This is a genomic window from Nioella nitratireducens, assembly GCF_001879715.1.
In the GTDB taxonomy this organism is placed as follows: domain Bacteria; phylum Pseudomonadota; class Alphaproteobacteria; order Rhodobacterales; family Rhodobacteraceae; genus Nioella; species Nioella nitratireducens.
Window position 1 is genome coordinate 83,274 of sequence record NZ_MNBW01000006.1, and the last position, 25,620, is coordinate 108,893.

19 protein-coding genes and 1 other RNA gene are annotated in these 25,620 nt (G+C 65.7%); 10 read left to right on the forward strand and 10 right to left on the reverse strand.

All coding sequences use genetic code 11. From position 1 onward, the window contains the following. Positions 1–55 precede the first annotated feature (55 nt). From tsaE to trxA, 6 genes are all read left to right on the forward strand, one after another. On the forward strand, positions 56–559 hold the full coding sequence (gene tsaE / locus BKY27_RS07280) for a tRNA (adenosine(37)-N6)-threonylcarbamoyltransferase complex ATPase subunit type 1 TsaE (RefSeq protein WP_071673795.1): 504 nt from the start codon (positions 56–58) through the stop codon (positions 557–559). Further along, a complete protein-coding gene (locus BKY27_RS07285; RefSeq protein WP_071673796.1) occupies positions 556–1,473 on the forward strand; it encodes an aminoglycoside phosphotransferase family protein in 918 nt (305 codons plus the stop codon). The genes tsaE and BKY27_RS07285 overlap by 4 nt, the downstream gene beginning before the upstream one ends. After that, entirely contained in the window at positions 1,470–2,168 is a 699-nt protein-coding gene (locus BKY27_RS07290; RefSeq protein WP_071673797.1) for a nucleotidyltransferase family protein, read from the forward strand. Before BKY27_RS07285 ends, BKY27_RS07290 begins: the two co-directional genes overlap by 4 nt. Then, positions 2,161–5,100 (forward strand): double-strand break repair protein AddB, encoded by a 2,940-nt coding sequence (gene addB / locus BKY27_RS07295; protein ID WP_071673798.1) that lies wholly within the window; start codon positions 2,161–2,163, stop codon positions 5,098–5,100. Before BKY27_RS07290 ends, addB begins: the two co-directional genes overlap by 8 nt. Beyond that, positions 5,097–8,471 carry a double-strand break repair helicase AddA gene (addA, locus tag BKY27_RS07300; RefSeq protein ID WP_071673799.1) on the forward strand — a complete coding sequence of 1,125 codons (3,375 nt, stop codon included), beginning with the start codon at positions 5,097–5,099 and terminating at the stop codon, positions 8,469–8,471. Before addB ends, addA begins: the two co-directional genes overlap by 4 nt. A gap of 255 nt (positions 8,472–8,726) precedes the next feature. Next, positions 8,727–9,047, forward strand: coding sequence for a thioredoxin (gene trxA, locus BKY27_RS07305; protein WP_071673800.1), 321 nt, complete (start codon positions 8,727–8,729; stop codon positions 9,045–9,047). 167 nt (positions 9,048–9,214) lie between these two features. Here trxA and BKY27_RS07310 read toward each other — a convergent pair whose 3' ends face one another. Next, complete coding sequence (locus BKY27_RS07310) at positions 9,215–10,537, reverse strand: ammonium transporter (RefSeq protein ID WP_071673801.1); 1,323 nt, start codon at positions 10,535–10,537, stop codon at positions 9,215–9,217. 28 nt (positions 10,538–10,565) lie between these two features. Beyond that, positions 10,566–10,904, reverse strand: coding sequence for a P-II family nitrogen regulator (locus tag BKY27_RS07315; RefSeq protein ID WP_071673802.1), 339 nt, complete (start codon positions 10,902–10,904; stop codon positions 10,566–10,568). 243 nt (positions 10,905–11,147) lie between these two features. Here BKY27_RS07315 and BKY27_RS07320 point away from each other — a divergent pair, with 243 nt between their 5' ends. Further along, positions 11,148–13,316 (forward strand): transglycosylase domain-containing protein, encoded by a 2,169-nt coding sequence (locus BKY27_RS07320; protein WP_071673803.1) that lies wholly within the window; start codon positions 11,148–11,150, stop codon positions 13,314–13,316. On the opposite strand, the gene BKY27_RS07325 is transcribed toward BKY27_RS07320, so the two are convergent. The 3 genes from BKY27_RS07325 to BKY27_RS07335 all read right to left on the reverse strand — a co-directional run bounded on the left by BKY27_RS07325 (position 13,317) and on the right by BKY27_RS07335 (position 16,682). Next, the gene (locus BKY27_RS07325; RefSeq protein ID WP_158514968.1) at positions 13,317–15,272 is read right to left on the reverse strand and encodes an acyltransferase family protein; all 1,956 of its coding nucleotides are present in this window, start codon (positions 15,270–15,272) and stop codon (positions 13,317–13,319) included. Positions 15,273–15,346: 74 nt separating this feature from the next. After that, entirely contained in the window at positions 15,347–15,958 is a 612-nt protein-coding gene (locus BKY27_RS07330) for an MlaC/ttg2D family ABC transporter substrate-binding protein (protein ID WP_071673805.1), read from the reverse strand. Beyond that, positions 15,948–16,682: an MlaA family lipoprotein gene (locus tag BKY27_RS07335; RefSeq protein ID WP_407668411.1), complete on the reverse strand. Its 735-nt coding sequence runs from the start codon at positions 16,680–16,682 to the stop codon at positions 15,948–15,950. The genes BKY27_RS07330 and BKY27_RS07335 overlap by 11 nt, the downstream gene beginning before the upstream one ends. A 223-nt stretch (positions 16,683–16,905) precedes the next feature. Here BKY27_RS07335 and BKY27_RS07340 point away from each other — a divergent pair, with 223 nt between their 5' ends. Then, complete coding sequence (locus BKY27_RS07340) at positions 16,906–18,636, forward strand: type I secretion system permease/ATPase (protein ID WP_071673807.1); 1,731 nt, start codon at positions 16,906–16,908, stop codon at positions 18,634–18,636. Next, entirely contained in the window at positions 18,636–19,940 is a 1,305-nt protein-coding gene (locus BKY27_RS07345; protein WP_199559080.1) for an HlyD family type I secretion periplasmic adaptor subunit, read from the forward strand. The genes BKY27_RS07340 and BKY27_RS07345 overlap by 1 nt, the downstream gene beginning before the upstream one ends. Before the next feature lie 6 nt (positions 19,941–19,946). Here the strand turns inward: BKY27_RS07345 and recR are convergent, their stop codons facing one another. From recR to BKY27_RS07360, 3 genes are all read right to left on the reverse strand, one after another. Then, positions 19,947–20,546: a recombination mediator RecR gene (gene recR / locus BKY27_RS07350; RefSeq protein ID WP_071673808.1), complete on the reverse strand. Its 600-nt coding sequence runs from the start codon at positions 20,544–20,546 to the stop codon at positions 19,947–19,949. 13 nt (positions 20,547–20,559) lie between these two features. Continuing rightward, entirely contained in the window at positions 20,560–20,904 is a 345-nt protein-coding gene (locus BKY27_RS07355; RefSeq protein ID WP_071673809.1) for a YbaB/EbfC family nucleoid-associated protein, read from the reverse strand. A gap of 73 nt (positions 20,905–20,977) precedes the next feature. After that, entirely contained in the window at positions 20,978–22,735 is a 1,758-nt protein-coding gene (locus BKY27_RS07360; RefSeq protein ID WP_267888887.1) for a DNA polymerase III subunit gamma/tau, read from the reverse strand. Between the two features lie 118 nt (positions 22,736–22,853). On the opposite strand from BKY27_RS07360, the gene BKY27_RS07365 reads away from it, so the two are divergent. After that, positions 22,854–23,348, forward strand: coding sequence for a phosphatase domain-containing putative toxin (locus BKY27_RS07365; protein ID WP_071673811.1), 495 nt, complete (start codon positions 22,854–22,856; stop codon positions 23,346–23,348). Positions 23,349–23,570: 222 nt separating this feature from the next. On the opposite strand, the gene ffs is transcribed toward BKY27_RS07365, so the two are convergent. Beyond that, positions 23,571–23,669, reverse strand: an RNA gene (ffs, locus tag BKY27_RS07370) — signal recognition particle sRNA small type. A gap of 74 nt (positions 23,670–23,743) precedes the next feature. Beyond that, the gene (locus BKY27_RS07375; protein ID WP_071673812.1) at positions 23,744–25,564 is read right to left on the reverse strand and encodes a bifunctional 2',3'-cyclic-nucleotide 2'-phosphodiesterase/3'-nucleotidase; all 1,821 of its coding nucleotides are present in this window, start codon (positions 25,562–25,564) and stop codon (positions 23,744–23,746) included. Between the last annotated feature and the right edge of the window lie 56 nt (positions 25,565–25,620).

The following is a 25,620-nucleotide window of genomic DNA, read 5'->3' on the forward strand; positions in this document are numbered from 1 at the left end:
CGGTGTCGCGCCGGTTCCGGTTGCGGTGCCTGACAGCGCGGGTAAACTCGCGCCCATGCCAGACGCTGCTTCGCCCGCCCGTCCCATCATCCAGACCCGCCGCCTGACCTCGCCCGAGGCGACGGCGGCGTTCGCGTCGGCCTTGGCCGACCGGCTGGGGGCCGGTGATGTGCTGTGTCTGGAGGGCGATCTGGGGGCTGGAAAGACCCATTTCGCCCGCTCCCTGATCCGCCATTTGCAGACCGCCCACGGGGCGCTGGCCGAAGATGTGCCGTCGCCCAGTTTCACGCTGGTGCAGACCTACGAGGCGGGGCCGCTGGAAATCTGGCACGCCGATCTCTACCGACTGTCCGACCCGTGGGAGGTGGACGAGCTTGGCCTTTCCGACGCCTTCGACGATGCGCTGTGCCTTGTCGAATGGCCTGACCGGCTGGGGCCGGATGTGCCGCAGCGGGCGCTCTGGATCACCCTGCGCATGGTGCCAGAGGCCGAGGATGCGCGCGACATCACCTTGGCCTCGCACCAGCCTGACCGCTGGATCGGCAAGGTGCCAGCATGACGGTTGCCGCCTTCCTCGCGGCCCATGGCTGGGGCGGCGCCGTGTCCGTGCCGCTCGCAGGCGACGCCTCGGCCCGCCGCTATCACCGCCTGCTTCGGGGGGGCGCGCGCGCCGTGCTTATGCAGGCCCCGCCCGACGATCGCACCAGCTTCGACGCTTTCCTGTCCGTGGCCGCCCGCCTGCACGCGCTGGGCCTGTCCGCGCCTCGGGTTCTGGCCTCTGACGCCGACCGGGGCCTGATGCTGCTGGAGGATCTCGGTGATCTCCGCTTCGCCGATCTGGGTGCCGACCTGCCCGGTGCGACCGATGCGGCGGTGGATGTGCTGATCCACCTTGCGCGGCACCCCGAGGGCTGGGGCCTGCTGACCCTGACGCCCGACCGGCTGGCCGCGATGACCCGTGTCGCCCTGCCGGACTCGCCCCTGACCGACGCCGCCCTGCGCCTGATGGAGGCGCAGTTCACCGCCCATTTCACCCATGCCCCGGTTCCGGCGCTGCGCGATGTTCATTCCGAAAACCTGATCTGGCTGCCAGACCGCGCGGGGCTGGCGCGGGTCGGCCTGCTCGACTTTCAGGATGCGGTCATGGCTCCGCCGGGCTATGACCTCGTGTCCTATATCCACGACGCCCGCCGCGATGTGCCCGACGACATCGCGACCCGCGCCACCGACCGCTATGCCACCGCGCTGGCCCTCAACCCCGAGTCGTTCTCGGTGCACTGCGCGCTTCTGTCTTTGCAACGCAACCTGCGCATTCTCGGCGTGTTCCGCCGCCTGGCGCGCGAACGGGGCAAGCCGGGCTACCTGACCTTCCTGCCCCGCGTCTTCGCCCATGTGGACCGGGCGCTGGCCCACCCCGCGCTGGCCGAGCTCGACCGCGCAATGCGCCCCCTGATGCGCGGGCTGGCCCCATGAGCGCGCCCGCCGCCTGCATGATCCTTGCCGCCGGGTTCGGCACCCGTATGGGCGATCTGACCCGCACCCGCCCCAAGCCGCTGATCGAGGTGGCAGGCCGTCCGCTCATCGACCACGCTCTGGCGCAGGCGCGGGGCGGCGGGGCCAGGCGCATCGTGGTGAACGGCCACCACCTCGCCGACCAGATGGCCACGCATCTCGCCGCCATGCCCGATGTCCGCTTCAGCCTCGAACAGCCGGAAATCCTCGACTCTGCCGGGGGCATCCGCGCGGCCCGCCCGCTATTGCAGGCCGACACGTTTTTTTCCCTCAACGCCGATGCGGTCTGGACCGGCCCCAACGCGCTGGCCCAACTCGCCGCCGCGTGGCGCCCCGACAGCATGGATGTTCTGGCCCTGATGGTCCCGCAATCCCGTGCCATCGGGCGGCAGGCGGGCGGCGATTTCACCCGCGACGCGCAGGGACGCCTCACCTGGGACAAGGCGGGAGAGGTCTATACCGGCGCGCAGATCCTCAAGGCGGACCTGCTGGATGGCTACCCCCCCGGCCCCTTCTCGTTGCACAAGGTCTGGCAGGCGGCGATGGACCGGGGCCGGATGGCCGGCACGCCCCATGCCGGGCACTGGGCCGATGTGGGGCACCCCGCCGGCATCCTGATGGCCGAACACATGCTGAGGGACCACGCCGATGTTTGACCCGACCGACTCCCCCCGCGTCTTCGCCACGCCGCTCGGCGTCGATTTCTCTGCCGCCCTCGTCGCCGGTCTCGACGCCCGCCTGCAAGGCCAGCCGCCCGAGGCGCTTGGAAAGGTCGCACTTTTCGTCAACACCGCCCGCACGCAACGCCGCCTGCGCGCGCTTTATGAACAGCGCGGCGCGGGGTTCCTGCCGCGCATCCGCCTGATCACCGACCTTGGCAATCGCCCCGACATGGCCGGTCTGCCCCCGTCCATCCCGCCGCTGCGCCTGCGCCTGCAATTGTCTCAACTGGTGTCGGCGCTGCTCGACCGCGACCCGTCGCTCGCGCCGCGGTCGTCGCTTTATGGCCTGTCCGACAGTCTCGCCGACCTGATGGCCGAGATGCAGGAAGAAGGCGTGACACCAGACACCATCGCCGCCCTCGACGTTGGCGATCACTCTACCCACTGGCAGCGCGCGCAGGCCTTCCTGCGTATCGTCGCCCCCTATTTCGCAGGCAGCGCCGAGCATATGTCGCCGCAAGCCCGCCAAGCGGCCGTGGTGACCGAGCTGGAAACCCTCTGGGCGGAAAAGCCGCCGCAGCACCCGGTGATCGTCGCCGGGTCTACCGGCTCTCGCGGGCCGACCGCGCGGCTCATGGCAGCCGTGTCACGTCTGCCGCAGGGGGCGGTGATCCTGCCGGGGCTGGATTTCGACCAGCCGCGCGCGGTCTGGGACCGGCTGGAGGACAGCCTGACTGGCGAGGATCACCCGCAATTCCGCTTTGCCCGCTTCGCAGCAAGGGTGGGCCTGCACCCTGCCGACATTCCCCGATGGGGCCGCGACACCCCCGCCGCCCCTGCGCGCAACCGCTTGATTTCACTGGCCCTTCGCCCGGCCCCCGTCACCGATCAATGGCTGGCCGAAGGCCCCGCGTTGACCGATGTCGCCGAGGCTGCCAAGGGCCTGACGCTGCTCGAAGCGGCCTCGCCCCAGCTCGAGGCCGCGGCCATCGCCCTGCGCCTGCGCAAAGCGGTCCAAGAGGGCGCGACCGCCGCGCTGATTTCCCCTGACCGGGGGCTGACCCGGCAGGTCACGGCGGCGCTTGACCGGTGGGGGATCGAACCGGATGACTCAGCTGGCGAACCGCTGTCGCAAACCGCGCCGGGGCGGCTCTTGCGCCACGTGGCCGGGGCTTTCGCCACCCGCCTGACGGCGGAGGATTTGCTGGTCCTGTTGAAACATCCGCTCTCCCATTCCGGGCGCGAGGACCGGGGCGATCACCTGCGCCGCACCCGCGACCTCGAATTGCAGCGGCTGCGCGGCAGGCTGCCGTTCCCGACCCGCGCCGATCTGGTGGACTGGGCTGAAAAGCGTGAAAATGACCCCGGCGTGATGGACTGGGTCACTTGGGTGGCCGACGCGGTGCTGGACCTGCATGCGCCGGGGGGGCGTGACCTGACCGATCATGTCGCGGCCCATCTTGCCGCCGTCGAACGGCTGGCCGCCGGGCCGGGGGCCGGGGGGGCAGGGGCCCTCTGGCAGAAAGAGGCCGGGCAAAAGGCCGAAACCACCCTGCGCGCCCTGTCGGACGAAGCCGGGGCCGGGGGCCGCATGACCGCCGCGGAATATCGCGATTTCGTTGCCGCCGTGCTGTCCGAGGAAGAGGCGCGCGACCCCCGTGGACCGCATCCCCGCATCATGATCTGGGGCACGCTGGAGGCGCGCGTTCAGGGTGCCGATCTGGTCATTCTGGGCGGTCTCAACGAAGGCGCGTGGCCCGCAGCGCCTGGCGCGGACCCATGGCTCAATCGCCGGATGCGGTCCGAGGCGGGTTTGCGCCTGCCCGACCGCGAAATCGGCCTCTCGGCGCATGATTTCCAGCAATCCGTCACGGGGAAAGAGGTCTGGCTGACCCGCGCCAAGCGCGATGCAGAGACCGAGACGGTGCCTTCGCGCTGGCTGAACCGCATCGTCAACCTGATGAAGGGCGCCAGTGGCGAAAGCGCGGCGGCGCTGGCCGACATGGTCGCGCGCGGGGCCGACTGGCTGACGCTGGCCGACCGGCTGGACGACCCGGTCGAGCCTGTGCCCGCCGCCAAACGCCCCGCCCCGCGCCCGCCGCTGAGCCAGCGCCCCGACCGCCTGTCGGTGACGCAGATCGAAAAGCTGATCCGCGATCCATACTGGGTCTATGCCTACAAGGTGCTGCGGCTCAGGCCGCTGGACCCGCTGCGCCAGAAACCCGATGCGCCCTTGCGGGGCACCGTCCTGCACGACCTGCTCAAGAAATTCATCGCCGCGACATGGGACGGCCTGCCAGAGGATGCCGAGCGCCTGTTGGTCGAAATGGCCGATCAGGTGCTGGACGACACCGCCCCGTGGCCTGCCGCCCGGCGGCTCTGGCGCGCGCGGATCGCCCGGATCGCGCCGTGGTTCGTCGAAACCGAGCGTGATCGCCGGGCCATCGCCGTGCCCCACCTGTTGGAAACACGGGGCGAAGCGGAGCTGGGCGCTGAGGGTTTCAGCCTCTACGGCACCGCCGACCGGATCGACCGCGCGGCAGACGGACGATTTCTTATATATGATTATAAAACCGGCAGCGCCCCAAGCTCGGATCAAGAGCAGCATTTCAACAAACAACTCTGGCTAGAGGCCGCCATGGCCGCGAAAGGCGCTTTCGGCGACCCTGCGGAAACCGCGCTCATCGCCTATATCGCGCTCGGCTCCGGCGGCAAGGTGCAGGACCATCCCGTGACCCCCGGCGAGTTGGATGAAATCGTCGCGGGCCTTGGCCGTCTGATCGCCCATTACCGTGACGAAGGCAACGGCTTCACCGCCCGCCGCGCCATGGAAAAGGTCCAGTATTCAGGGGATTACGATCACCTCGCCCGCTACGGCGAATGGGACACCACACAAAGCCCGGTCAGCGAAAAGGTGGGATCATGAGCTTTGACGACGCCACGCTGGCGCAGGTGACAGCGGCCAATCCCGCATCGTCCACATGGCTTTCGGCCAACGCGGGCAGCGGCAAGACGCGGGTGCTGACCGACCGCGTCGCGCGGCTTCTTCTGCAAGATGTGCCGCCCGAACGCATCCTCTGCCTGACCTACACCAAGGCCGCCGCCTCCGAGATGCAGAACCGCCTGTTCAAGCGACTCGGCGAATGGGCGATGACCCCCGACGCCGATCTGCGCGCCGACCTGTTGCAGCTCGGCATGGGCGCCGCGACGCTCACCCCTGCCTTGATGAACCACGCGCGCACGCTCTTTGCCCGCGCCATCGAAACCCCCGGCGGGCTCAAGATCCAGACCATCCATTCCTTCTGTTCCGCCGTGCTGCGCCGCTTCCCGCTAGAGGCCGGGGTGGCCCCCAACTTTACCGAGATGGACGACCGCGCGCAGGCGATGCTCTGCGCCGATGTGCTGGACGAGATGGCCGATGGCACAGGCCGCGATGCCGTCGATGCGATGGCCGCCCATGCCTCGGGCGATGACGCCATGCCGCTGATCCGGGCCGTTCTGTCGAAACGCGTGCCGCTGGAAACAGGTTTCCCCGAGGCCGATATCGACGCGTGGTTCGATCTGCCCAAGGGCCTGACCGCCGAAGCCCTGCTGGCGCAGGTTTTCGAGGGGGACGAACACGAGATTTGCGAGACGGTCCGCGCCGCGCTCGACCCCGACAACCGCAACCAGGGCGCCAATCGCCGCCGTCTTGGCGCGATCAACTGGGGCAACTTGACTCTCGCAGATCTGGCCGCGCTGGAGGACGTCTTCCTCACGGGGTCCAAGACCAAAACCCCCGACACCGCCAAGATCGGCACCTTCCCGACCAAGGGCATCTGGGCCAGCTTCGCGCCGATCGAAGGCGATCTCACCGCCTTCATGGAGCGGCTGCAAGATGCGCGCCCGCTGCGCCGCGCGCTGCTGGCCGCCGAAAAGACCAAGGCGCTCCACCGCTTCGCCCGCGCCTTTCTGCCCGCCTATGACCGGGCCAAGGCGGCGCTTGGCTGGCTCGATTTCGATGACCTCATCCTCGCCACCCGCCGCCTTTTGGCCGATAGCGGCGTCGCGCAATGGGTGCTCTTCCGGCTCGATGGCGGCATCGACCACATCCTTGTCGACGAGGCGCAGGACACCTCGCCGCCGCAATGGGATATCGTCGCGCAACTGGCCGAGGAATTCGCCGCAGGCTCGGGGGCGCGGGCGGATACAAAGCGCACCATTTTCGTCGTTGGCGACAAGAAGCAGTCGATTTATTCGTTCCAAGGCGCCGATCCCGACGGGTTCGACCGGATGCGCGCCCATTTCCGCGACCGCTTGCAGCAGGCCGAGGCCCCCTTCCAAAGCTGCGCGCTGACCTATTCCTTCCGCTCGGCCCCACCGATCCTGCGGCTGGTGGATCAGGTCTTCGCGGGCACATCGCAGGCGGGGGTGGGGCAAAACGTGACCCACAGGGCGTTCTTCGGCGACTTGCCGGGGCGTGTCGATATCTGGCCCGTGATCGAAAAGGCAGACAAGGCCGAAAAGGCCGAATGGGATGACCCGGTGAACCTGCTGGCCGAGGATCATCATTTCGTCGTCCTTGCCCGCAACATCGCCGCAGCCATCGAACAGATGATTGGCGCGGGCGTGCCGATCACGGTGGACAAGACCCGCCGCCCGGTCACGGCGGGCGATATCCTGATCCTCGTGCAGCGCCGGTCCGACCTGTTTCACGAACTTATCGCCGCGATCAAGGAAAGGGGCTTGCCCATTGCCGGGGCCGACCGGATGCGGCTGGCCGCCGAACTGGCGGTCAAGGATCTGACGGCGCTCTTGGCCTTCCTCGCCACGCCGGAAGATGACCTGTCGCTTGCCGCTGTCCTGCGCTCGCCCCTTTTCGGCTGGTCAGAGGCGCAGTTGCACGATCTGGCGCAACCGCGTGGGCCTGCCTACCTGTGGCGCGCGTTGCAAACCCGGGCCGACGAGTTCCCCGACACCGTCGCCATGTTGCAAGACCTGCGCAATTCCGCCGATTTCCTGCGCCCCTATGACCTGCTGGAACGGGTGTTGATCCGCCATCGCGGGCGGCAAAAGCTGCTGGCGCGAATGGGGAACGAGGCAGAGGACGGCATCGACGCGATGCTGGCGCAGGCGCTCGCCTATGAACGGTTGGAGGTGCCCAGCCTCACCGGCTTCACCGGCTGGTTGCAGGCCGATGACGTGACCATCAAGCGCGACCCCGGCAGCGCGGGCGACCAGATCCGCGTCATGTCGGTGCACGGCGCCAAAGGGCTGGAATCGCCGGTGGTGATCCTGCCCGATACCGGCCTGCGCCGGGGTGGCCCGCCGGGGCCGAAACTGTTCGCGCCCGAGGGTGGCCCGGTGGTCTGGGCCGGTTCCAAGGACGACGCGCCGCTGCCGATGCACCCGGTCTATGACGAGGCCGCCGCCAAGGAAGAGGAAGAGCGCAACCGCCTGCTCTATGTCGCCATGACCCGCGCCGAAAGCTGGCTGATCGTGGCGGCGGCGGGCGATGTGGACAGCAAGACTTCGTCAGGCTGGTATCCCCATATCGCCGATGCCGCGCGCGCCTGCGGGGCCGGGCCGGTCGAGATGCCGGGCGGCACGGGCCTGCGCCTGCAAACCGGCGACTGGACGCCGATGGGCCGCGCCTCGGCCACGTCCGCTGCCAAGCCCGCGTTGCCCGGATGGGTGGGGCAGCGGGCCGACACGCCCAAGCGGGAAGAGCCTGCCCGCTCCCCCTCCGATCTCGGCGGTGCCAAGGCATTGCCGGGCGAGGGCGACGGGCTGGAGGAAGACGCCGCCAAGGCCCGTGGCCGCCGCCTGCACCTGCTGCTGGAACACCTGCCGGAATTGCCGGAACCCGGATGGGCCGCCGCCGCGCCGGGTATTCTCGCGGTCGAGGGCGCGTTGGAACAAGACGCGTTGCGCGCCCTCTTTGACGAGGCCGTCGCCTGCCTGACCGCCCCGGCATTGGCCGAGGTCTTCGGCGCGGGCGCGCTGGCCGAGGTCTCGCTCACCGCCGACAGTGCCACCCTCGGCTGTCGTCTGACCGGACAGATCGACCGGCTGCTGGTCGGCCCCGACAGGGTGCTGGCCGTCGATTTCAAATCGAACGCGGTCTGCCCCGACCGGCCCGAGGACGTGCCCGACGGCATCCTGCGCCAGATGGGGGCCTATGCCGAGATGCTCGCCGCGATCTACCCCGATCGCGCGGTTGAGACCGCGGTTCTCTGGACCCGCGAGGCACGCCTGATGCCGGTGCCGCCGGGGCTGGCCGCAGCGGCCTTGGCGCGCGCAAGCCAATCGCAGTAGGGTGCGTTTTCAACGCAGTGAAATTCCCTTTTTGCCAACTTCTGCGCGGATCCGCACAGGGCGCGCGTTTGCCGGTGCACGGGGGGTGCACGGGGGGTGTACAGGGGGTGCACGCATGGCGACGGGGCAATTCGGGATGAATCCGCCACGCTACGGCTCACAGTCCCGTGGGCGCGCGTCTTGTCCGCTTGACCTCGGTCCGCGGGCTACCTACCTTCCGTCACCAACCCGCTTTCATTGCCTGGAGGGCTAGATATGGCCACCGTCGCCGTCACAGACGCAACATTCGACACCGAAGTCAAACAATCCGAGATCCCCGTCGTGGTGGATTTCTGGGCCGAATGGTGCGGCCCCTGCCGCCAGATCGGCCCGGCCCTGGAAGAGATCGCCGCCGAAATGGAAGGCAAGATCAAGGTCGTAAAGGTCAACGTCGACGAAAACCCCAACGCCCCCATGCAACTCGGCGTCCGCGGCATCCCCGCGCTGTTTTTGTTCAAGGGCGGCGAGGTCGTTTCGAACAAGATCGGCGCGGCCCCGAAGGCGGCCCTGCAAAGCTGGATCGAAGGCGAGATCTGATCTGCGCCACCCTTGCTCAGACAACACCCCGCCGTGGCGCCCTGCCCGGCGGGGTTTTTTTATCATGCTGTTTTAAAATAGAAAAACGGCACCTGAAGGTGCCGTTTTCCGTCTGTGCAGCGCCCGGCAGAGAGGGGAGGGCCAGGGGCTGCGGGCTGGGTGTTGGCTCAGCCCTTGGTGAACTCGGGGTAGGCTTCCATCCCCAGCTCAGCCATGTCGAGACCGTTGATCTCGTCTTCTTCCGGGACGCGAATGCCCATGGTCGCTTTCAGGATGAGCCAGACCACGGCGCTGACCACGAACGTGAAGATACCGACGATGGCAATCGAGATCAGCTGGCCGCCAAGAGTGGCGTCCGAGTTGGTCAGGACAACCGCGATGGTCCCCCAGATGCCACAGACAAGGTGGACCGGGATGGCACCGACGACATCGTCGATCTTCAGCTTGTCGAGGAACGGCACGGCGAGGACCACCAGCACACCGCCCACGGCACCGATCAGGGTTGCGGCCCCAAGACCCGGGGTCAGCGGTTCCGCGGTAATCGACACGAGACCGGCCAAGGCACCGTTGAGCACCATGGTGATATCCGGCTTCTTGTAGAGCAGTTGCGTCAGGATCAGGGCTGCGATCGCGCCACCGGCGGCGGCCGTGTTGGTGTTGGCGAAGATGCGGCTGATGTCAGCAACGTTGCCGGCCGTGTCCATGTAGAGCTGCGAGCCGCCATTGAAACCGAACCAGCCGAGCCACAGGATGAACGTGCCAAGCGTTGCGAGGGTCAGGTTCGAGCCCGGCATCGGAACGGTTTTGCCATCCTTGTACTTGCCGATACGCGGCCCGAGAATGAGGGCACCGGCCAGAGCGGCCCAGCCACCCACAGAGTGCACGACGGTGGACCCTGCGAAATCGAGGAAGCCGTAATTCGCATCGAGGAAGCCGCCGCCCCATTTCCAGGACGCCTGGATCGGGTAGATCAGGCCGGTCAGGACCACGGTGAAGATCAGGAAGGGCCACAGCTTGATGCGCTCGGCCAGCGTGCCCGAAACGATCGAGGCGGTGGTGGCGCAGAACATCAACTGGAAGAAGAAGTCAGAGCCAACCGAGGCATAGGTCAGATCGGTGTCCGGCGATCCGCCAACCGGCTCCATCACGGCGGGGCTGAATGCGCCAAGGACATTGGTGATGGTCCAACCGTCGCCCGGATACATCAGGTTGTAGCCGATCAGGTAGTACATGATCGCGGCAATGGCGAAGAGCGAAACGTTCTTGAGCGACTGCATGGCCACGTTCTTGGACCGGACGAGGCCGGCCTCCAGCATCGAAAAGCCTGCGCCCATCCACATCACCAGAAAGCCGGTGACCAGGAACATGAATGTGGTGAAGATATAGCCGATTTCTTCGTTCGGCGGCGTGACATCGGCCTCTTGCGCGAGGGCCAGCGTCGGCAGCGCGATCAGCGCGACAACGACGGGCAGTGTCTTGGTGAGTTTCATTGTCGAAAAATCCCTTTTGCGGCGGCTGTTAAAGCGCGTCTTCGTTGGTTTCGCCCGTGCGGACACGAACGGCGGCACCTACGTCGAGGACGAAGATCTTGCCGTCGCCGATCTTGTCGGTCTTGGCGGTGGACTGGATCGTTTCGACGACTTGGTCGGCCATCGCGGAGGCGACCACGATCTCCAGTTTGACCTTGGGCACGAAGTTCACGGCGTATTCCGCGCCACGGTAGATTTCGGTGTGTCCGGACTGAGAGCCGAAGCCCTTGATCTCGGTCACCATCATGCCGCGCACGCCGATAGAGGTCAGAGCCTCGCGGACCTCCTCCAGCTTGAACGGCTTGATTGCTGCAATGATGAGTTTCACGGTGTTACCCTTCCGTTGTTGTGGGTGTGGGAACCCAGACGCTGTCAAATCAGAACGCCAGCGCCCCAAGAGCAACGAAGGCGGTCGGGTGATCGGGGCCGGAACGGGACATATTGCAAATTTTTTGCGCAATCTTGGGCATATGATTAAATATTGAGCGGCGGAGAATTGCGGCAGCGCGGCGAGAACTCTCCACAAACGACTCGAATTCCCCTATGTTCGCCCGAAAGAACAGGATCGAGCATGAGCGCATCGGGCAACAAAGGCGGGGGGCGTGGCCCCCGGAATCGCCGTATCGTGGCTGACCGGAGAACGGCGGCCCCGGCCAAGACCAAGGCAAGGAAATCCACCAGCCGAAAGCGCAGGCCCGCACGCAAGACGCAGCGGCGGCGTGGCGGTCTGTTGGGGCTGATCGGGGCGTTTTTCCGCCTGATCCTGCGGATTCTGTTCGGGATATTCTGGCGCGCGACGCTGGTCATGGTGCTGATCCTTGCGGGCGCAACGGCCTATATCTATTCGACCTTGCCGCCGGTCAGCGACCTTGTTGACGGGCGCGCGCGCGGCTCTGTCACCATGCTCGACCGTGATGGCGACGTGTTTGCATGGCGTGGCGACCAGTATGGCGGGCTGATTGACACAGACAGCGTCGACCCCGACGTGGTGAATGCCATCGTCGCCACCGAGGACCGGCGGTTCTATCGCCATTGGGGCATTTCCCCGCGCGGGATCGCCTCGGCCATCCGCATCAACCTGCGCGAAGGACGCGGCCCGCTGGAAGGGCACGGCGGCTCGACCATCACGCAACAGGTGGCGAAGCTTCTGTGTCTGGGCACCCCCTTTGACCCGGATGAATGGGAAAGCGAAGCGGAATACGAGGCCGATTGTCGTCGCGGGTCGCTCTGGCGCAAGATCCAGGAGGTGCCGTTCTCGTTGGCGATGGAGTTGCGCTACACCAAGGACGAGATCCTGACCATCTACCTCAACCGCGCCTACATGGGTGGCGGGGCCTATGGGGTGGAAGCGGCCATGCAGCGTTATTTTGGACATTCCGCCACCGATGCGACCCCGGCTGAGGCCGCGATCATCGCCGGGCTGTTGACCGCCCCGTCGCGGTATGCGCCCACCTCTGACCTCGATCGTTCGCAGGAACGGGCCAACGTGGTGCTGGGGCTGATGGGGGAACAGGGCTATCTGACCGACACGCAAGTGGCCGATGGCCGCGCCAACCCTGCCACCCTGTCAGAAGCGGCCCAAGCCCGCGCGGGCGGTTATTTCGCCGATTGGGTGATGACCCAAGGCCCGGACTTCCTGCTGCGCGACACGACCGAGGACGTGATCATTCGCACCACTTTCGACCCGAGGATGCAGCAAGCAGCCGAAGGTGCGCTGGCCAACGTGTTCGAAAATCAGGTGCGGGACGGCTCGGAGGCCGAAGCTGCGATCATCGTCATGTCCGCCGACGGTGCCGTGCGCGCGATGGTTGGCGGGCGCCAACCGGGCACTGGCCTGTTCAACCGTGCGACCATGGCGCACCGGCAAACGGGGTCGGCCTTCAAGCCCTTCGTCTACGCGACCGCACTCGACCTTGGCTGGCGGTTCGATGACCTGATCGAAGATGCGCCCCTGACCATCGACATCCCCGGATCGGGGCCATACAGCCCGCGCAACTACACTGGCGAGTTCTACGGAACGGTGACGTTGACCGAAGCGCTTCGGGCCTCGCTCAATACGCCAGCGGTACGCCTGTCCGAGGAAGTGGGCCGCGATCTGGTGCGCACCGTCGCCTCGGAATTCGGGATCGAAAGCGACCTGGCCCTTGGCCCGGCACTGGCGCTTGGGGCGTCGGAAAGCACGCTGCTGGAGATGACCGGGGCCTATGCGGGCATTCTGAACGGCGGTTCGGCCGTGGCGCCCTACGGCCTGACCGATCTGCGACTTGTCGGAGACAACGAGGCAATGATGGGCCAGGGCGGCGGCATTCAGGAGCGCGTGATCTCGGAAACCGCGGCGCGGCAGCTAACCTACATGATGGCGCAGGTCGTGGCACAAGGCACCGGGCGGCGCGCGCAATTGCCGGACCGGCCCGTCGCGGGCAAGACCGGCACCACCACATCGGCCCGCGATGCGTGGTTCATCGGCTTTACAGCGGATTACGTGGCCGGTGTCTGGATGGGCTATGACGACAACCAGCCGCTTTCGGGCGTGACAGGTGGCGGCCTGCCCGCCGAGATTTGGCGTCAGACAATGGAGCCGATCCACGAGGGTATTCCGCCCCGTCCGCTGCCGATGATCGACCCCGCCGAGATGGGCCCACGTCCTGACCCGGTCGAAGAGGCCCCCGGACGACGCCCGGATATCGCGGAACAGATCTTGATGGAGGTGCTCGGCCTGCTCGGTGCGAACCGCAACTGATCAAGGATCGGTTGCGAAGGCCATGATGCGGGGGTCGCCAAAGAGGACCGCTGCCAGCACATCCAGCCCTGCGGGGCTGAGATGTTGTTGGTCGAAATACAGGATCGGACCATCCGCTCCGTCGAAAATCCTGCACAGGTCATCGGGGCACATCGCGGCGTAGCGGTCGACATAGCGCGCGCCGGCCGCCTCGGCATAGCCGCGCATATCCGCGTTGACCCCACGCACGTCAAAGGCGAAGCGATCCGGCCCCAATCCCGGCACGTCGCGCAGTGACTGCCCGGAAAGCGCAAGATCCGTCGCATAGCTTTCCATCGGCGCATCGAAGGTCGGCCCCGGCCCGACGACCAGAACCTCGGCCCCGAGCCGGTCCAGCGTCGCCAGCGTGTCGGCCGCGCCCTCGTGCTCGCCAGCCATCCAGCGCGAGGCGAGGATCACCCGGTTGAGCCGACCGGCCTCGGCCAACTCGGTCAGGGTCTGTGTCAGGTCGGGAAAGCATAGCGAACGGCCCCGCACATAGGTTGCCGGCACACAGGAGGATTGGTGAAACAACACCAAGGGCAGGTCGGGCAGGGCATAGGACAGGGCAAGAAGCACATCGCGCCCGTGGCTGTCCCCAATCAGCAGAACGGCATCCTCGGGACCGCTCGGGTCGGTGAGACAAGCAAGCATCTGGTCGGGGCCTGACAGGCTGTCGTAGCTGCAATAATGCAGACCGTCGCGGGGGTTGCTGGCAAGGCGGTCCATCCGCGTCAGATACGCCTCGCGGCTGTTGTCGATCTCGGTCAGCGTTGCGCGCAGGCCGGCGAGGGGCAGAGCGCGGCCCAAGGCCGCGACCGGGGCTGTCGGCAAGGTCAGTCCGATCACTGCAATCGTGGCCAATGCTCCGCCCCCATAGCGCAGGATCGCGGCGCTGGAGGTGAAGCGCGTGCCGCTGCGCACCGGGGTTTCCACATAGCGATAGATCAGGTGGCCAAGGGCCAGGCTTACCAGCAGAGCGGCCGAGAGCGGCCCCTCGGACTGGCTCATATCCGCCGGGGTGACCGTCACGAACAGGGGCCAATGCACCAGGTAGATCGCGTAAGACCGCAGGCCGACCCATTGCAGCGGCGCGATATCAAGCGCCCGGCGCAGCAGGTCTTTGGGATGCCGGGGCGCGGCCAAGACCAAAACGGTACCCGTTACGGGCAACAGTGCGCCGACTCCGGGGAAGCTGCCGCCCGCATAACCAAAAATACCCCACAGGATCAGCGCGATCCCGCCCGCGCGCAGGCCTGTTGCTGCAAGCAATCCCTGTGGAAGATAGGGCACCAGCAAAGCCACCAGCCCCCCCAAGACGAATTCCCAATAGCGCGGCAAAACGCCGTAAAAGGCCCAGCTTTCCCGGCCCGACCCGATCAACGCCTCGGACAACAGCAATGAGACGGCGGCAAGGGCGCCAAGCGCCACCAATGGCGCCCCTTTTCCCAACCGGACCGTGGCCATCAGAACCAGTGGCGTCACAAGGTAGAATTGCCATTCCAGCGACAACGACCACGTGTGCAACAACAGGTTCGTATCGCTTGCTCGCGCGAAATAGTCCGCCTCGGCAAGGAACTGGTAGTTGGAATAGAAAAACCCGGCGCTCAGGAAGTGGCCTGCGAACGCCGCGAACGCGCCCTGCCCCTTCAGCAGCAGGGCCGAGACCAGCGCAAACCCCAGAACCGGCAGCATCGCGGGCAACAGCCGACGCACACGACGCAGCCAGAACCGGCCTGGATGGAACCGGCCGTTTGCCAGGGCGCGGGTGATCTGTTGCGTGATCAAATAGCCCGAGAGGGTCAGGAAGACATCCACCCCCATAAAGCCGCCCGCGAAATCGTTGTAGCCCGCGTGATAGCCGAGAACACACAGAACAGCGATCGCGCGCAGCCCGTCAAGCTCGTGTCGGTAGGTGGGGGAATCGAGGGCGGTCACGGCGGCGGGGCTGTCCGGCAATCCTGAAAGGTCCGGCTAGTTAGCGTGGCCCGGCCGCCGCTGGCAAGGGCAGGTCAGCTGGCGTTGCGCAGATCGGCGATCATCGCATCCAGATTGCCGCGGTTGCGGTCCAGCATCGCGCCGACTTCTTCCGCTTCGGTGGTGCGCAGGTTGATGCCCTCGATGATGAGGTTGAACACCTTGGGCTGGCCAGAGCCGTCGGATACCAGCCAGACCACCTGGAAGGGGGCCTCGCCCTGCAAATGCGCGGTTGACGTGACCTCGAAGAAGTTTCGGATCGCGCGGGCGCCGTTCACTTCGATGCGGCCGCCGATCAGGTCGCGGAAGCGGCTGCCGTATTTGCGCGAGATATAGCCCGCGAATGCGTCGATGAAGGCGCTTCGCTGTGCCGTGCTTGCCCGGCGCCAATCCACGCCGAGCACGGATTGCGCGATGATCGGCATGTCGGCGTAGCGGCCCAGCAAGGCCTCGAAGTCGTTATACATCCGGCTTTCGCCAGTGCCGGAATTGATCACGTCATACAGTTCCCCCACGAGCCGATCGACCAGAGCCTGTGCGGCCTGAACAGTCATGGCCCAGACACGGGCGGGGAGGGCGGCAGAGGCAGTCAAGGCAGCGGCGAGGCCAAGAAAGGCCCGCCGGGTCAGGCCGGGCTTAGTTTGCATAGGGGTCCTCGTAGGGGTCTGAATAGGGATCGGAATACGGGTCGAAATACTCGGCTTGCGCCGACCCGCGCAATTCATATCGGCGGTTTTGCAAATACAGGCTGCGGGCCTGAGAATAACCGTCGACGCTTTCATAATACAACCGGTCCACTTCGTTGGTGTAACGGTAGCGAGTATCAAGCGCGTCACCGACATTCGTGCCGGTGACATAATCGCTTTCAGGTGTGCTGAACGCCAGACGCGTCGGGTTCATCGCGGCGTCGACGATCAGGCCGACGGTGTCCCGGCTGGTCGAGGGGCCGAGGATCGGCAGCACGACATAGCCCCCCTCTGAAACGCCCCAGACATGCATGGTCTCGCCGAAATCGGTATCGGCGGCATAAATGCCCATATCCGTCGCCGGATCGAGCAGGCCTGCAAGGCCGAAGGTGCTGTTCACGAGAAAGCGGAACGTGTTCTGGAACGCGTCCGCAAATTGAAGCTGGAGCACATCGTTGACCACCATCAGCGGCTGATCGAGGTTGGACGAGAAATTCCTGACCCCGTTGCGCACGGGTTCCGGCACGACGGTGCCATACCCCTGCGAGACCGGGCGGACCAACGCGCGATCGACGGCGACGTTGAAATCGTACATCGCCCTATTGGCGTCTTCGGTCGGATCCTCGATCACACCCTCGCCGGGCAGCACGGCCGGACCACAGGCGGTTAGCCCCCCCAATACCACAATGGCAAGAACGGCACGGAAACGGTCTGTGGGACATACTCGGAACAATGGATTTCTCGTCAATGGTTTCATAAGAACAGCAGACTAGTGTCTCAAACCGGGATTCGACACGGATTGCTAGTGACCGCATGGCAGACTATCGGCCTTTGGTAAAACATGTGGCATCCCGGTCATCAAGATGTGAAGGTTTTGGCGGGTTGCAAGGGAAAGCTGGATAAAGAGTATGGCGGTGCGTTCACAACAGGATGATCTGATCCAGGCTTGGCGCCGCAATCGACCGCTCTTGTGGGCGGTTTTCCTGTTCAGCGTGTTCACCAATGTCCTGATGCTGACCGGACCGCTGTTCATGTTGCAGGTCTATGACCGGGTGCTTGGCAGCCGCTCGGAAGAGACGCTTTTGGCCTTGGCCCTGCTGGTCACGTTCCTGTTCCTGATGATGGGGGTGCTGGATTTCGCCCGTGGGCGGGTGGCAGCGCGAATCGGGGCCAAGTTGCAGGCGTCGCTGGACGACCGCGTGTTCCGGGCCGCTTTGGCCCGCGCGGGGCGCACCGGGCAGATGCAGACGGGGCTGGCAGATCTTGAGGCGATCCAGCGGCTCTTGTCCTCGCCGGTTTTCCTGTCGGTGTTCGATATGCCGTGGACGCCGCTTTTTCTGTTGGCGATCTTTGTCTTTCACCCCTGGCTGGGGATGCTGGCCCTTGGGGGCGGCGCGACCCTTGTGCTGGTTACCCTGCTCAATCAGGCGCGCTCGAAAGAGCCGCTGATCGCGGCCAACCGGGCAAGCGGGATGGCGGACCGGTTTGCCGGGCGCCTGCAATCTGAATCGGAACTCGTGCAAAGCCTCGGCATGCAGACCCACGCCCTTGCGCGGTGGCGAAAGATGCGCGCGCAGGCCCTTGGGCAGGGTATCCTCGCCTCTGACCAGGTCGGCGGCTTTACCACGCTGACCAAGACCCTGCGGCTGTTTCTGCAATCGGCCATGCTTGGCCTGGGGGCCTATCTGGTGCTGCATCAGCAGATGACGGCGGGCGCGATGATTGCCGGGTCTATCCTGATGGGGCGGGCGCTGGCGCCGATCGAATCCGTGATCGGGCAGTGGCAATTGATCGCCCGCGCCCGCGAAGGGCGGCAGCGGCTGGTCGCCCTGTTGCAAGAGGAAAAGGCCGACGCGACGCGAATGCCCCTGCCGCGCCCCAAGGCGTTGTTGGAGGTGAATCAGCTCTCGGTCGTGCCACCGGGCCAACGCCAACCGACGCTGCGCGGCGTGACCTTCCGGGTTCAGCCGGGGCAGGCCGTGGGCGTGATTGGGCCGTCGGGGGCGGGAAAATCGACCCTCGCCAAGGCGCTGACAGGTGTTTGGAAGCCGGCTGGCGGGCAAATCCGGCTCGATGGTGCGACGCTCGATCAATATGACCCCGACGCCTTGGGGCAGCTGATCGGTTACCTGCCGCAAAGCATCAGCCTGTTCGACGGCACCCTTGCGGAAAACATCGCCCGGCTGGAAGAGAACCCGGCCCCGGACGCCGTGGTGTCCGCCGCCAAGAAAGCTGCCGCCGACGCGCTGATCCGTCATCAGCCGATGGGCTACGACACCCCGATGTCTTCGGAAGGGGGGCGTCTGTCCGGCGGGCAAATCCAGCGGATCGGCCTGGCTCGCGCACTCTATGGCGACCCGGTTCTGCTGGTGCTGGACGAACCCAATTCCAATCTCGACAACGAAGGGTCGGAGGCGCTGAACCAAGCGATCCGCGCGGCCAAGGCCACGGGCAACGCGGTGCTGATCATGGCGCATCGGCCCGCGGCGATCCGCGAATGCGACATGCTATTGGTGCTGGAAAACGGAACGCCTCGGGCCTTTGGGCCACGGGACGAGGTGCTGCGCAAGGTCTTGCACAATGCCGACCACGTGGTCGACGCGACCCGCGCCGGGGCCGTCAATGGGGGGGTAAGCTGATGGCAGACTCTTCAAACCCGTTCTCGGTGCGTTGGCCGATCACTCTCGGGCTGGCGGCACTCGTGGTGCTAATCGGCGGATTCGGGGCGTGGGCCACCTTTTCCAACATCGCAGGCGCGGTGGTCGCCTCTGGCCGGATCGAGGTGGACCAGAACCGGCAGGCCGTGCAACACCCCGATGGCGGCGTGGTCGAGACGCTTGACGTGGTCGAAGGCCAGCGGGTCGAGGAGGGCGACGTGCTGTTGCGGCTCGATCCCTCGGATGTGGAGTCCAACCTCGCTGTGGCGACCGCGCAACTCAATGAGTGGCGCGCCCGGCAGGCCCGGTTGGAGGCTGAGCGCGATGGCCGCGACGACGTCACTTTCCCCGACGATCTGCTGGCCGCCGCCGAACTGTCCCCCGCGCTGGCAGAAGTGCTGGAGGGGCAGCGCAACCTGTTTGCCACGCGGGCAGAGAACACCCGCCAACAGGTCGATCAACTCGCCCGGCGGACCGATCAGATCCGCGCGCAGATCGAGGGGTTTGCGGCCCAAAGCGAGGCTTTGCAGGAACAACGCACCTTGATCTTGGGAGAGCTGGAGAACGTCCAGAACCTGATCGACCGTGGCTTGTCCGAGGCGTCGCGTGGCCTGACGTTGCAACGCGAAAGCGCGCGCCTTTTGGGCAGCATCGGAGAGTTGGCCGCCAGCACCGCCGAGGCCGAGGGCCGGATCACCGAAACGGACCTGTCGATCCTGCAACTCGAAACTGCGCGCCGCGAGGAAGCGATTTCGCAACTGCGTGAGGTCCGCGTTCAGCAGGCCGAACTGACCGAGCGTCAGCAGGGGTTGACCCGACAACTCGACCGCATGGAAATCCGCGCGCCGGTCTCGGGCGTTGTCTACGGGTTGCGCGTGTTCGGGGCGCGCTCGGTGGTTCAGGCGGCGGACCCGGTGCTCTACCTCGTGCCGCAAGACCGGCCACTGGTCATCACCACGCAGGTTTCGCCCACCAATGTCGATGAGGTTTTCGTTGGGCAGGAGGTCGTCTTGCGGTTTCCGGCCTTTGATTCCCGGCAGACCCCGGAACTGTTTGGGCATATACGGCAGGTCTCTGCCGATGCCTTCACCGATCAGAATTCCGGTGTCAGCTACTTCGAGGCCCAGATCGTCCTGAACGAAGGCGAGGCGACGCGACTTGAGGGGCGGACATTGTTGCCGGGGATGCCGGTCGAGGCCTTTATCCGCACCGAGGACCGGACGCCGCTGGCCTATCTGCTGCGCCCGCTGGCAAATTACTTCAATCGCGCCTTCCGCGAAGGGTAGGGCCGCCTAAAAGGATTTGCGCGCCCGCAACGCGGCCGAAATCGTCCCGTCGTCAAGGTAATCCAGCTCGCCCCCCACCGGCACCCCTTGTGCGAGCGATGAGACAGTGACGCCGCTGCCCTCCAGCTCGCCAGCGATGTAATGGGCGGTGGTCTGGCCATCGACCGTGGCGTTGAGTGCGAGGATCACTTCGGTAATGCCGTCGGTGCGGATGCGGTCCAGAAGCTTGGGAATGCGCAGATCGTCCGGACCGACGTCATCCAGTGCGGAGAGCGTTCCCCCAAGCACGTGGTAGCGGCCCTGAAACGCCCGTCCCCGTTCCAGCGCCCAAAGGTCGGCGACATCCTCGACCACGCAGATCTGGCCGTTGCCACGCTCGAAATTGGCGCAGATCGCACAGGTGTCGGCGATTCCGATATTGCCGCAGGTCAGGCATTCGCGCGCGGTGGCGGCGACATGGGTCATCGCTTTGGCCAAGGGGTGCATCAGCAGCGCGCGCTTCTTGATCAGGTGCAGAACGGCCCGACGGGCCGACCGGGGGCCGAGCCCCGGAAGGCGGGCCATGATGTCGATCAGGGCCTCGATATCCTCGGTGCCGCCTGCCATGCGCTGCGCCGCCTCAGAAAGGCAGCTTCATGCCTTCGGGCAGGTTCAGCCCGTCGGTGAGCTTGGCCATCTCGGCTTGAGACTTCTCATTGGCCTTGGCCTGTGCGTCCTTGATCGCGGCAAGGATCAGGTCTTCGACCACTTCTTTCTCATCGGGATTGAAGATCGAGGGATCAATATCCAGACCGGTCAATTCTCCCTTGCAGGTGGCGGTGGCCCGCACGAGGCCCGCGCCGGATTCGCCTTCGACCGTCATGGTGGCCAGTTGCTCTTGCACCTCGGCCATCTTGCCCTGCATTTCCTGCGCCTGTTTCATGATCTTGGCCATATCGCCAAGCTGGCCCAGTCCTTTGAACATCTTGTGTCTCCTGCGGAGTGAAGTACGGTTTCAGCCTAGATACGTGTGCTCCGGGGTCACGGCAAGGCGCCGATCAATCCTCTTCGAACGGATCCCACTCATCCTCGACTTCGGGCAGGGCTTCGGCCTCGGCTTCTGCGGCCATATCCGCACGGGTGCGAATATCGGTGATCCTGGCCTGCGGGAACGCCTGAATCACGGCCTGCATCAACGGATGCTCCAGCGCCTGTTCTTCCAGCGCGCGACGCGCGGCGTCCTGCTGTTCCTCGATGGTCTCGCCGCCGCCCTCGTTGGCCAGTGTCACGGTCCAACGCACTCCGGTCCAATTCTTGAGACTTTGGGCCAGGCGCGGGGCTAGATCTTGCGGGGCACGCTCTGTCGGCTGGAAGGTGATCCGGCCGGGGCTGTAAGAGACCAGCCGTACGCCCGTCTTCACCTCGATCAACAGCTTTATGTCGCGGTTGGATTCGATCAGCGCGACCACGGTGTCGAAGTTGTGATAATGCGCCAGCGCAGTGTCCGGGGCTTCGGCCAGCGCCATCGCCGCGCCACCCGACGGGCCGCGCGGGGCCGAGGCGCGGGGGGCCGGGCCCCTATCGGCAGAGGGCGCAGGTCCGCCTGCCGAAGGGGGTGGCGGCGGCATGTCCTTAAGCTTGCGGATCAGGTCCTCGGGCGGGGGCAGGTCGGACACATGGGTCAGCCGGATCACGGCCATTTCAGCGGCCATCATCGCGTTCGGGGCCTGCGCCACCTCTTCAAGCGCTTTCAGCAGCATCTGCCATGTCCGGGCCAACACCCGCATGGACAGCCGCGACGCAAGCGCTTGCCCGCGCGTGCGCTCATCCGGGCCAATCGTGGGGTCGTTCACCGCGTCCGGCGTGATGTTGATGACGCTCAGCCAATGGGTCAGTTCCGCCAGATCGCGCAGGACCGCCATCGGGTCGGCCCCGTCCGCGTATTGCGCGCCAAGCTCGTTCAGGGCGCCTGCGGCATCGCCGGACATGATCTGTTCGAACAGGTCCATGACCCGGCCCCGGTCGGCCAGCCCCAGCATCGTGCGCACCTGTTCGGCGGTGGTTTCGCCCGCACCATGGGAAATCGCCTGGTCCATCAGGCTCATCGCATCGCGGACCGAACCTTCGGCCGCGCGGGTGATCAGCGCCAGTGCATCCTCGTTTATCGCGGCCGATTCCTTTTGCGCGATAGCTTGCAGGTGGGCGATCATCACTTCGGGTTCGATCCGGCGCAGGTCGAACCGCTGGCAGCGCGACAGCACCGTCACCGGCACCTTGCGGATCTCGGTGGTGGCGAAGATGAACTTCACATGGGCGGGGGGCTCCTCCAGCGTCTTCAAAAGCGCGTTGAACGCGCTGTTGGACAACATGTGAACCTCGTCGATGATGTAGACCTTGTAGCGGGCCGAGGCCGCCCGGTAGTGCACGCTTTCGATGATTTCGCGGATATCGCCCACGCCCGTGTGGCTGGCGGCGTCCATCTCGATCACGTCGACATGGCGTCCTTCGGCGATGGCTGTGCAATGTTCGCATACACCGCAGGGGTCAGTTGTCGGCGAGCCGGTGCCATCCGCCCCGATGCAGTTCAGCCCCTTGGCCACGATCCGCGCGGTGGTGGTTTTCCCCGTTCCGCGAATGCCGGTGAGGATGAAGGCCTGCGCGATCCTGTCCGCCTCGAACGCGTTTTTCAGCGTGCGCACCATCGCCTCTTGCCCGATCAGATCGGCAAAGCTGGCGGGCCGGTATTTGCGGGCCAGAACCTGATAGCCTTTGTCTTTGGTCTCGGACATGTCGCCTCGCGCCGGGGTTGGGTGCACGCAGGTTAGAGCGTTTTGACCGGGGGGTGAACAGGGGAGTTGTCGGCAGACGACGACATTGCACTTGCCTGCCGGATCAGGTCAGCATGACCCGGTGAGGTTTGGGCAGGAGGCTTGGGTGAGCGGCTTCAGCGTAGCAGAGTTGAGGGTTGCTGGCGGAACGCTTGGGATTTCCCCCTTGCCGGGGCGGGATGGGGCCTATGCCGATGATCTGGAAGGCTTGCTGTCGTGGCGTCCAGGCGTGGTGCTAAGTCTGACCAGCGAGGACGAGATGCAGGCCAAGGGCGCTTGCACCCTTGGGCCGGACCTGGCGGGCCAGGGGATCGCCTGGCGCCATTTTCCGGTGGTCGATTTCAGTGTGCCCAAGGCCCGCGACCGGACGGTTTGGACCGCCCTGTCGGCGGAGATTCACAGTGGTTTGGGGCAAGGCGCGCGCATCCTGATTCATTGCCACGGGGGGTGTGGGCGATCCGGTATGATTTTGCTGCGGTTGATGGTCGAGGCCGGAGAGGCGCCGGACGGGGCCCTGACGCGCCTGCGCGCGGTGCGCCCCTGCGCCGTCGAGACCGATATGCAACTGATGTGGGCGACCGAGGCAAGCCGCATGGCATGAGAAGAATGCGCTGGATCACCGCCAATCTGCGCGGCGGAGTGGTCTGACCAACCTAGGTCGGCAAGCGAAAGGCGTGTCACGATGGATAATCCCGGCAGCACGTTGAAAAAGTGCCGTGGCGGCGCAGAGGTCAGAACGGCCGGGTAAACTATGACCTGGGAAATCAGGCAGCGCGGGCCCGGAGGGATGCGACAATACCCGTCAATCCGCCGGTGGCTGAAGGGGTGAGAGGCTGGACATCGACCCAAGCGGGGCTCGTTGTGGCTGCTACCTTCCGGTCCTGACCAGGTTGGCGAGGCGCTTGCCCGCGCCAACCTCTCACCGGGCTACATAGGGGCCATAAGCCGGATTCGCAAGGGGCTGTCCTTGGGCGGGTTCCGGGCGCAGGTGGCGGATCACAGCGGCAGGTCAAACCGCTGGAATCCGGCGTCGCTCTGACCGTCGGGGATAAGGCCGAGGGCGGTCCAGGTCGCCTTGTGGGCCATCGCGCCCGGCCCGGTTTCATAGACCACACGGGTGCCCGGCATCGGAAGGAATCGCCATGTTGGCTGGGCTTCGATCCGAAGCGGCGACCGCGCCTCGATATGGCGCACCAGAACGTCGCGGGCGGACTCCGAGCCTTTGACGACCGAATCACAGCGCGCGGGGGCCGGGAAATGCCCTCCCCCTGCGGCCCGGTAGCTGCTGGTCACGACGAGGAAGCGATCTTCTGCCGCGACGGGGCGCCCCCGACAGGACAGCGCGCGGATGCGGCTGTTGGCCGGGTAAACCTGCTCGCCATCGGCGGAATAGCGGGCGGCGGCAGACAGGTCGATCTGGTAGGTCACGCCAAAAATGACATCGAAGTTGTAGGCCGAGAAGCTTGGTGCCACCAACAGTTGCCCGGCCTGCCCCGGCACGATCTGGTTAAAGCCGCTGGCCGCGCGTTCCAGCCAATCCTGTAGGTCCGCGCCGGTGGCCACCACCACTTGCAGCGTGTTGGGGAAGGCATAAAGGTCGGCCGCGTGGCGAATGGACAGGGCACCTGCGGGAATGTCGGTGTAAAATCCGGGTCCAGCGCGGCCACCTGCCTTGAAGGGCGGTGCGACGGACAAAAGTGGCAGGTCGGATAGCGGGTGATCCGCCAGTTGGGCGCGGGCGAACTCTGCCTGCGCCTCTGCCAGCAGCGCCAAGGCCGGGCTGTTCCCCACGAGGGCAAAATAGGTTTCCAGCGGCGTCAGGCTGTCGCCGATCCTGCGGCGGGCATGGGCGAGTGTGGCGTGGTGGCTGTCCTCGGACAGGCGCATGATGGCTGGCGCGGGCGGAAGCGGGCCGATCGCGTCGCGCAGCGGCAAGACCTCGGACAGGGCGTTGCAGACTGTCCATCCAGTGGTGGTCTTGGTCAGGTCCAGTGTGATCCGGCCAAGATGCGACCCGTAGAACCCCGGCTTCACCACAGGCGTCGCACAGCCCTCCAATCCCGCGCGGACGCGGTGAGTGTGACCGGCAACGATGGCGTCGGCGATACCGGACCGGGCCAGCGGGATCAGGGCATTTTCCAGATCCGGGGCATCTTGTTCCGGTCCGGCGCCGGAATGGCACAGCGCGACCACGATGTCGGCGCCCTCCGCCCGCAACTGGGCGGCTTCCGTGCGGGCGCTTTCGACGATCGGAAATGTCTCGACCCTTCCGGCCAGTATGGCTCGGTCCCACTTGGTGATCTGCGGCGGTGCCAGACCGATGACACCGATGCGCAGGGTATGGGGGCGGTCGTCCGTATCGTGCATCTCGCGGTCGAGAATGACCGAGGCGGGCAGCAAGGGGCCCCCGTCGGAGCGGCGGATATTGGTGGCAACCACAGGAAAGGCCGCGTCGGCAACGGTGGCCAGCAAGAAGTCGAGCCCGAAGTTGAAATCATGATTGCCAACGGTCGATGCGTCGTAGCCCATGGCGTTCATCGCCGCGATCATCGGATGCGGGCCTGTGCGGTCCGGCGCGGCGGCAACATCGCCCAGAGGCGACCCTTGCAACGTATCGCCATTGTCGAACAACAGGCTGTTCGGAACGTCGGGACGCAAGCGGTCCAGCAAGGTGGCGATCCGCGCCAGCGCAGGTTCATCTCCCGCGTTGTCGGTAAAGTAATTGTAGGGCCGCAGGTTCGCGTGCAGGTCTGTCGTGGCAAAGATCGTCAGGCGCAGATTTTGCCTGCCGTCCGCTATGTCGGCTACTGTCCCCATGTCGCCTTTCGGTCCGCTTTCTTTTGTTTCATAAGCAGATAGAACGAGAAACCGGG

Excerpts from the sequence above, each read along its gene's own strand:
- BKY27_RS07345 (WP_199559080.1), top strand. The coding sequence starts at position 18,636 with ATGGCAGACTCTTCAAACCCGTTCTCGGTGCGTTGGCCGATCACTCTC.
- BKY27_RS07285 (WP_071673796.1), top strand. The coding sequence starts at position 556 with ATGACGGTTGCCGCCTTCCTCGCGGCCCATGGCTGGGGCGGCGCCGTG.
- BKY27_RS07340 (WP_071673807.1), top strand. The coding sequence starts at position 16,906 with ATGGCGGTGCGTTCACAACAGGATGATCTGATCCAGGCTTGGCGCCGC.
- BKY27_RS07375 (WP_071673812.1), bottom strand. The coding sequence starts at position 25,564 with ATGGGGACAGTAGCCGACATAGCGGACGGCAGGCAAAATCTGCGCCTG.
- trxA (WP_071673800.1), top strand. The coding sequence starts at position 8,727 with ATGGCCACCGTCGCCGTCACAGACGCAACATTCGACACCGAAGTCAAA.
- addB (WP_071673798.1), top strand. The coding sequence starts at position 2,161 with ATGTTTGACCCGACCGACTCCCCCCGCGTCTTCGCCACGCCGCTCGGC.
- BKY27_RS07310 (WP_071673801.1), bottom strand. The coding sequence starts at position 10,537 with ATGAAACTCACCAAGACACTGCCCGTCGTTGTCGCGCTGATCGCGCTG.
- tsaE (WP_071673795.1), top strand. The coding sequence starts at position 56 with ATGCCAGACGCTGCTTCGCCCGCCCGTCCCATCATCCAGACCCGCCGC.
- BKY27_RS07290 (WP_071673797.1), top strand. The coding sequence starts at position 1,470 with ATGAGCGCGCCCGCCGCCTGCATGATCCTTGCCGCCGGGTTCGGCACC.
- addA (WP_071673799.1), top strand. The coding sequence starts at position 5,097 with ATGAGCTTTGACGACGCCACGCTGGCGCAGGTGACAGCGGCCAATCCC.
- BKY27_RS07330 (WP_071673805.1), bottom strand. The coding sequence starts at position 15,958 with ATGCAAACTAAGCCCGGCCTGACCCGGCGGGCCTTTCTTGGCCTCGCC.
- recR (WP_071673808.1), bottom strand. The coding sequence starts at position 20,546 with ATGGCAGGCGGCACCGAGGATATCGAGGCCCTGATCGACATCATGGCC.
- BKY27_RS07355 (WP_071673809.1), bottom strand. The coding sequence starts at position 20,904 with ATGTTCAAAGGACTGGGCCAGCTTGGCGATATGGCCAAGATCATGAAA.
- BKY27_RS07320 (WP_071673803.1), top strand. The coding sequence starts at position 11,148 with ATGAGCGCATCGGGCAACAAAGGCGGGGGGCGTGGCCCCCGGAATCGC.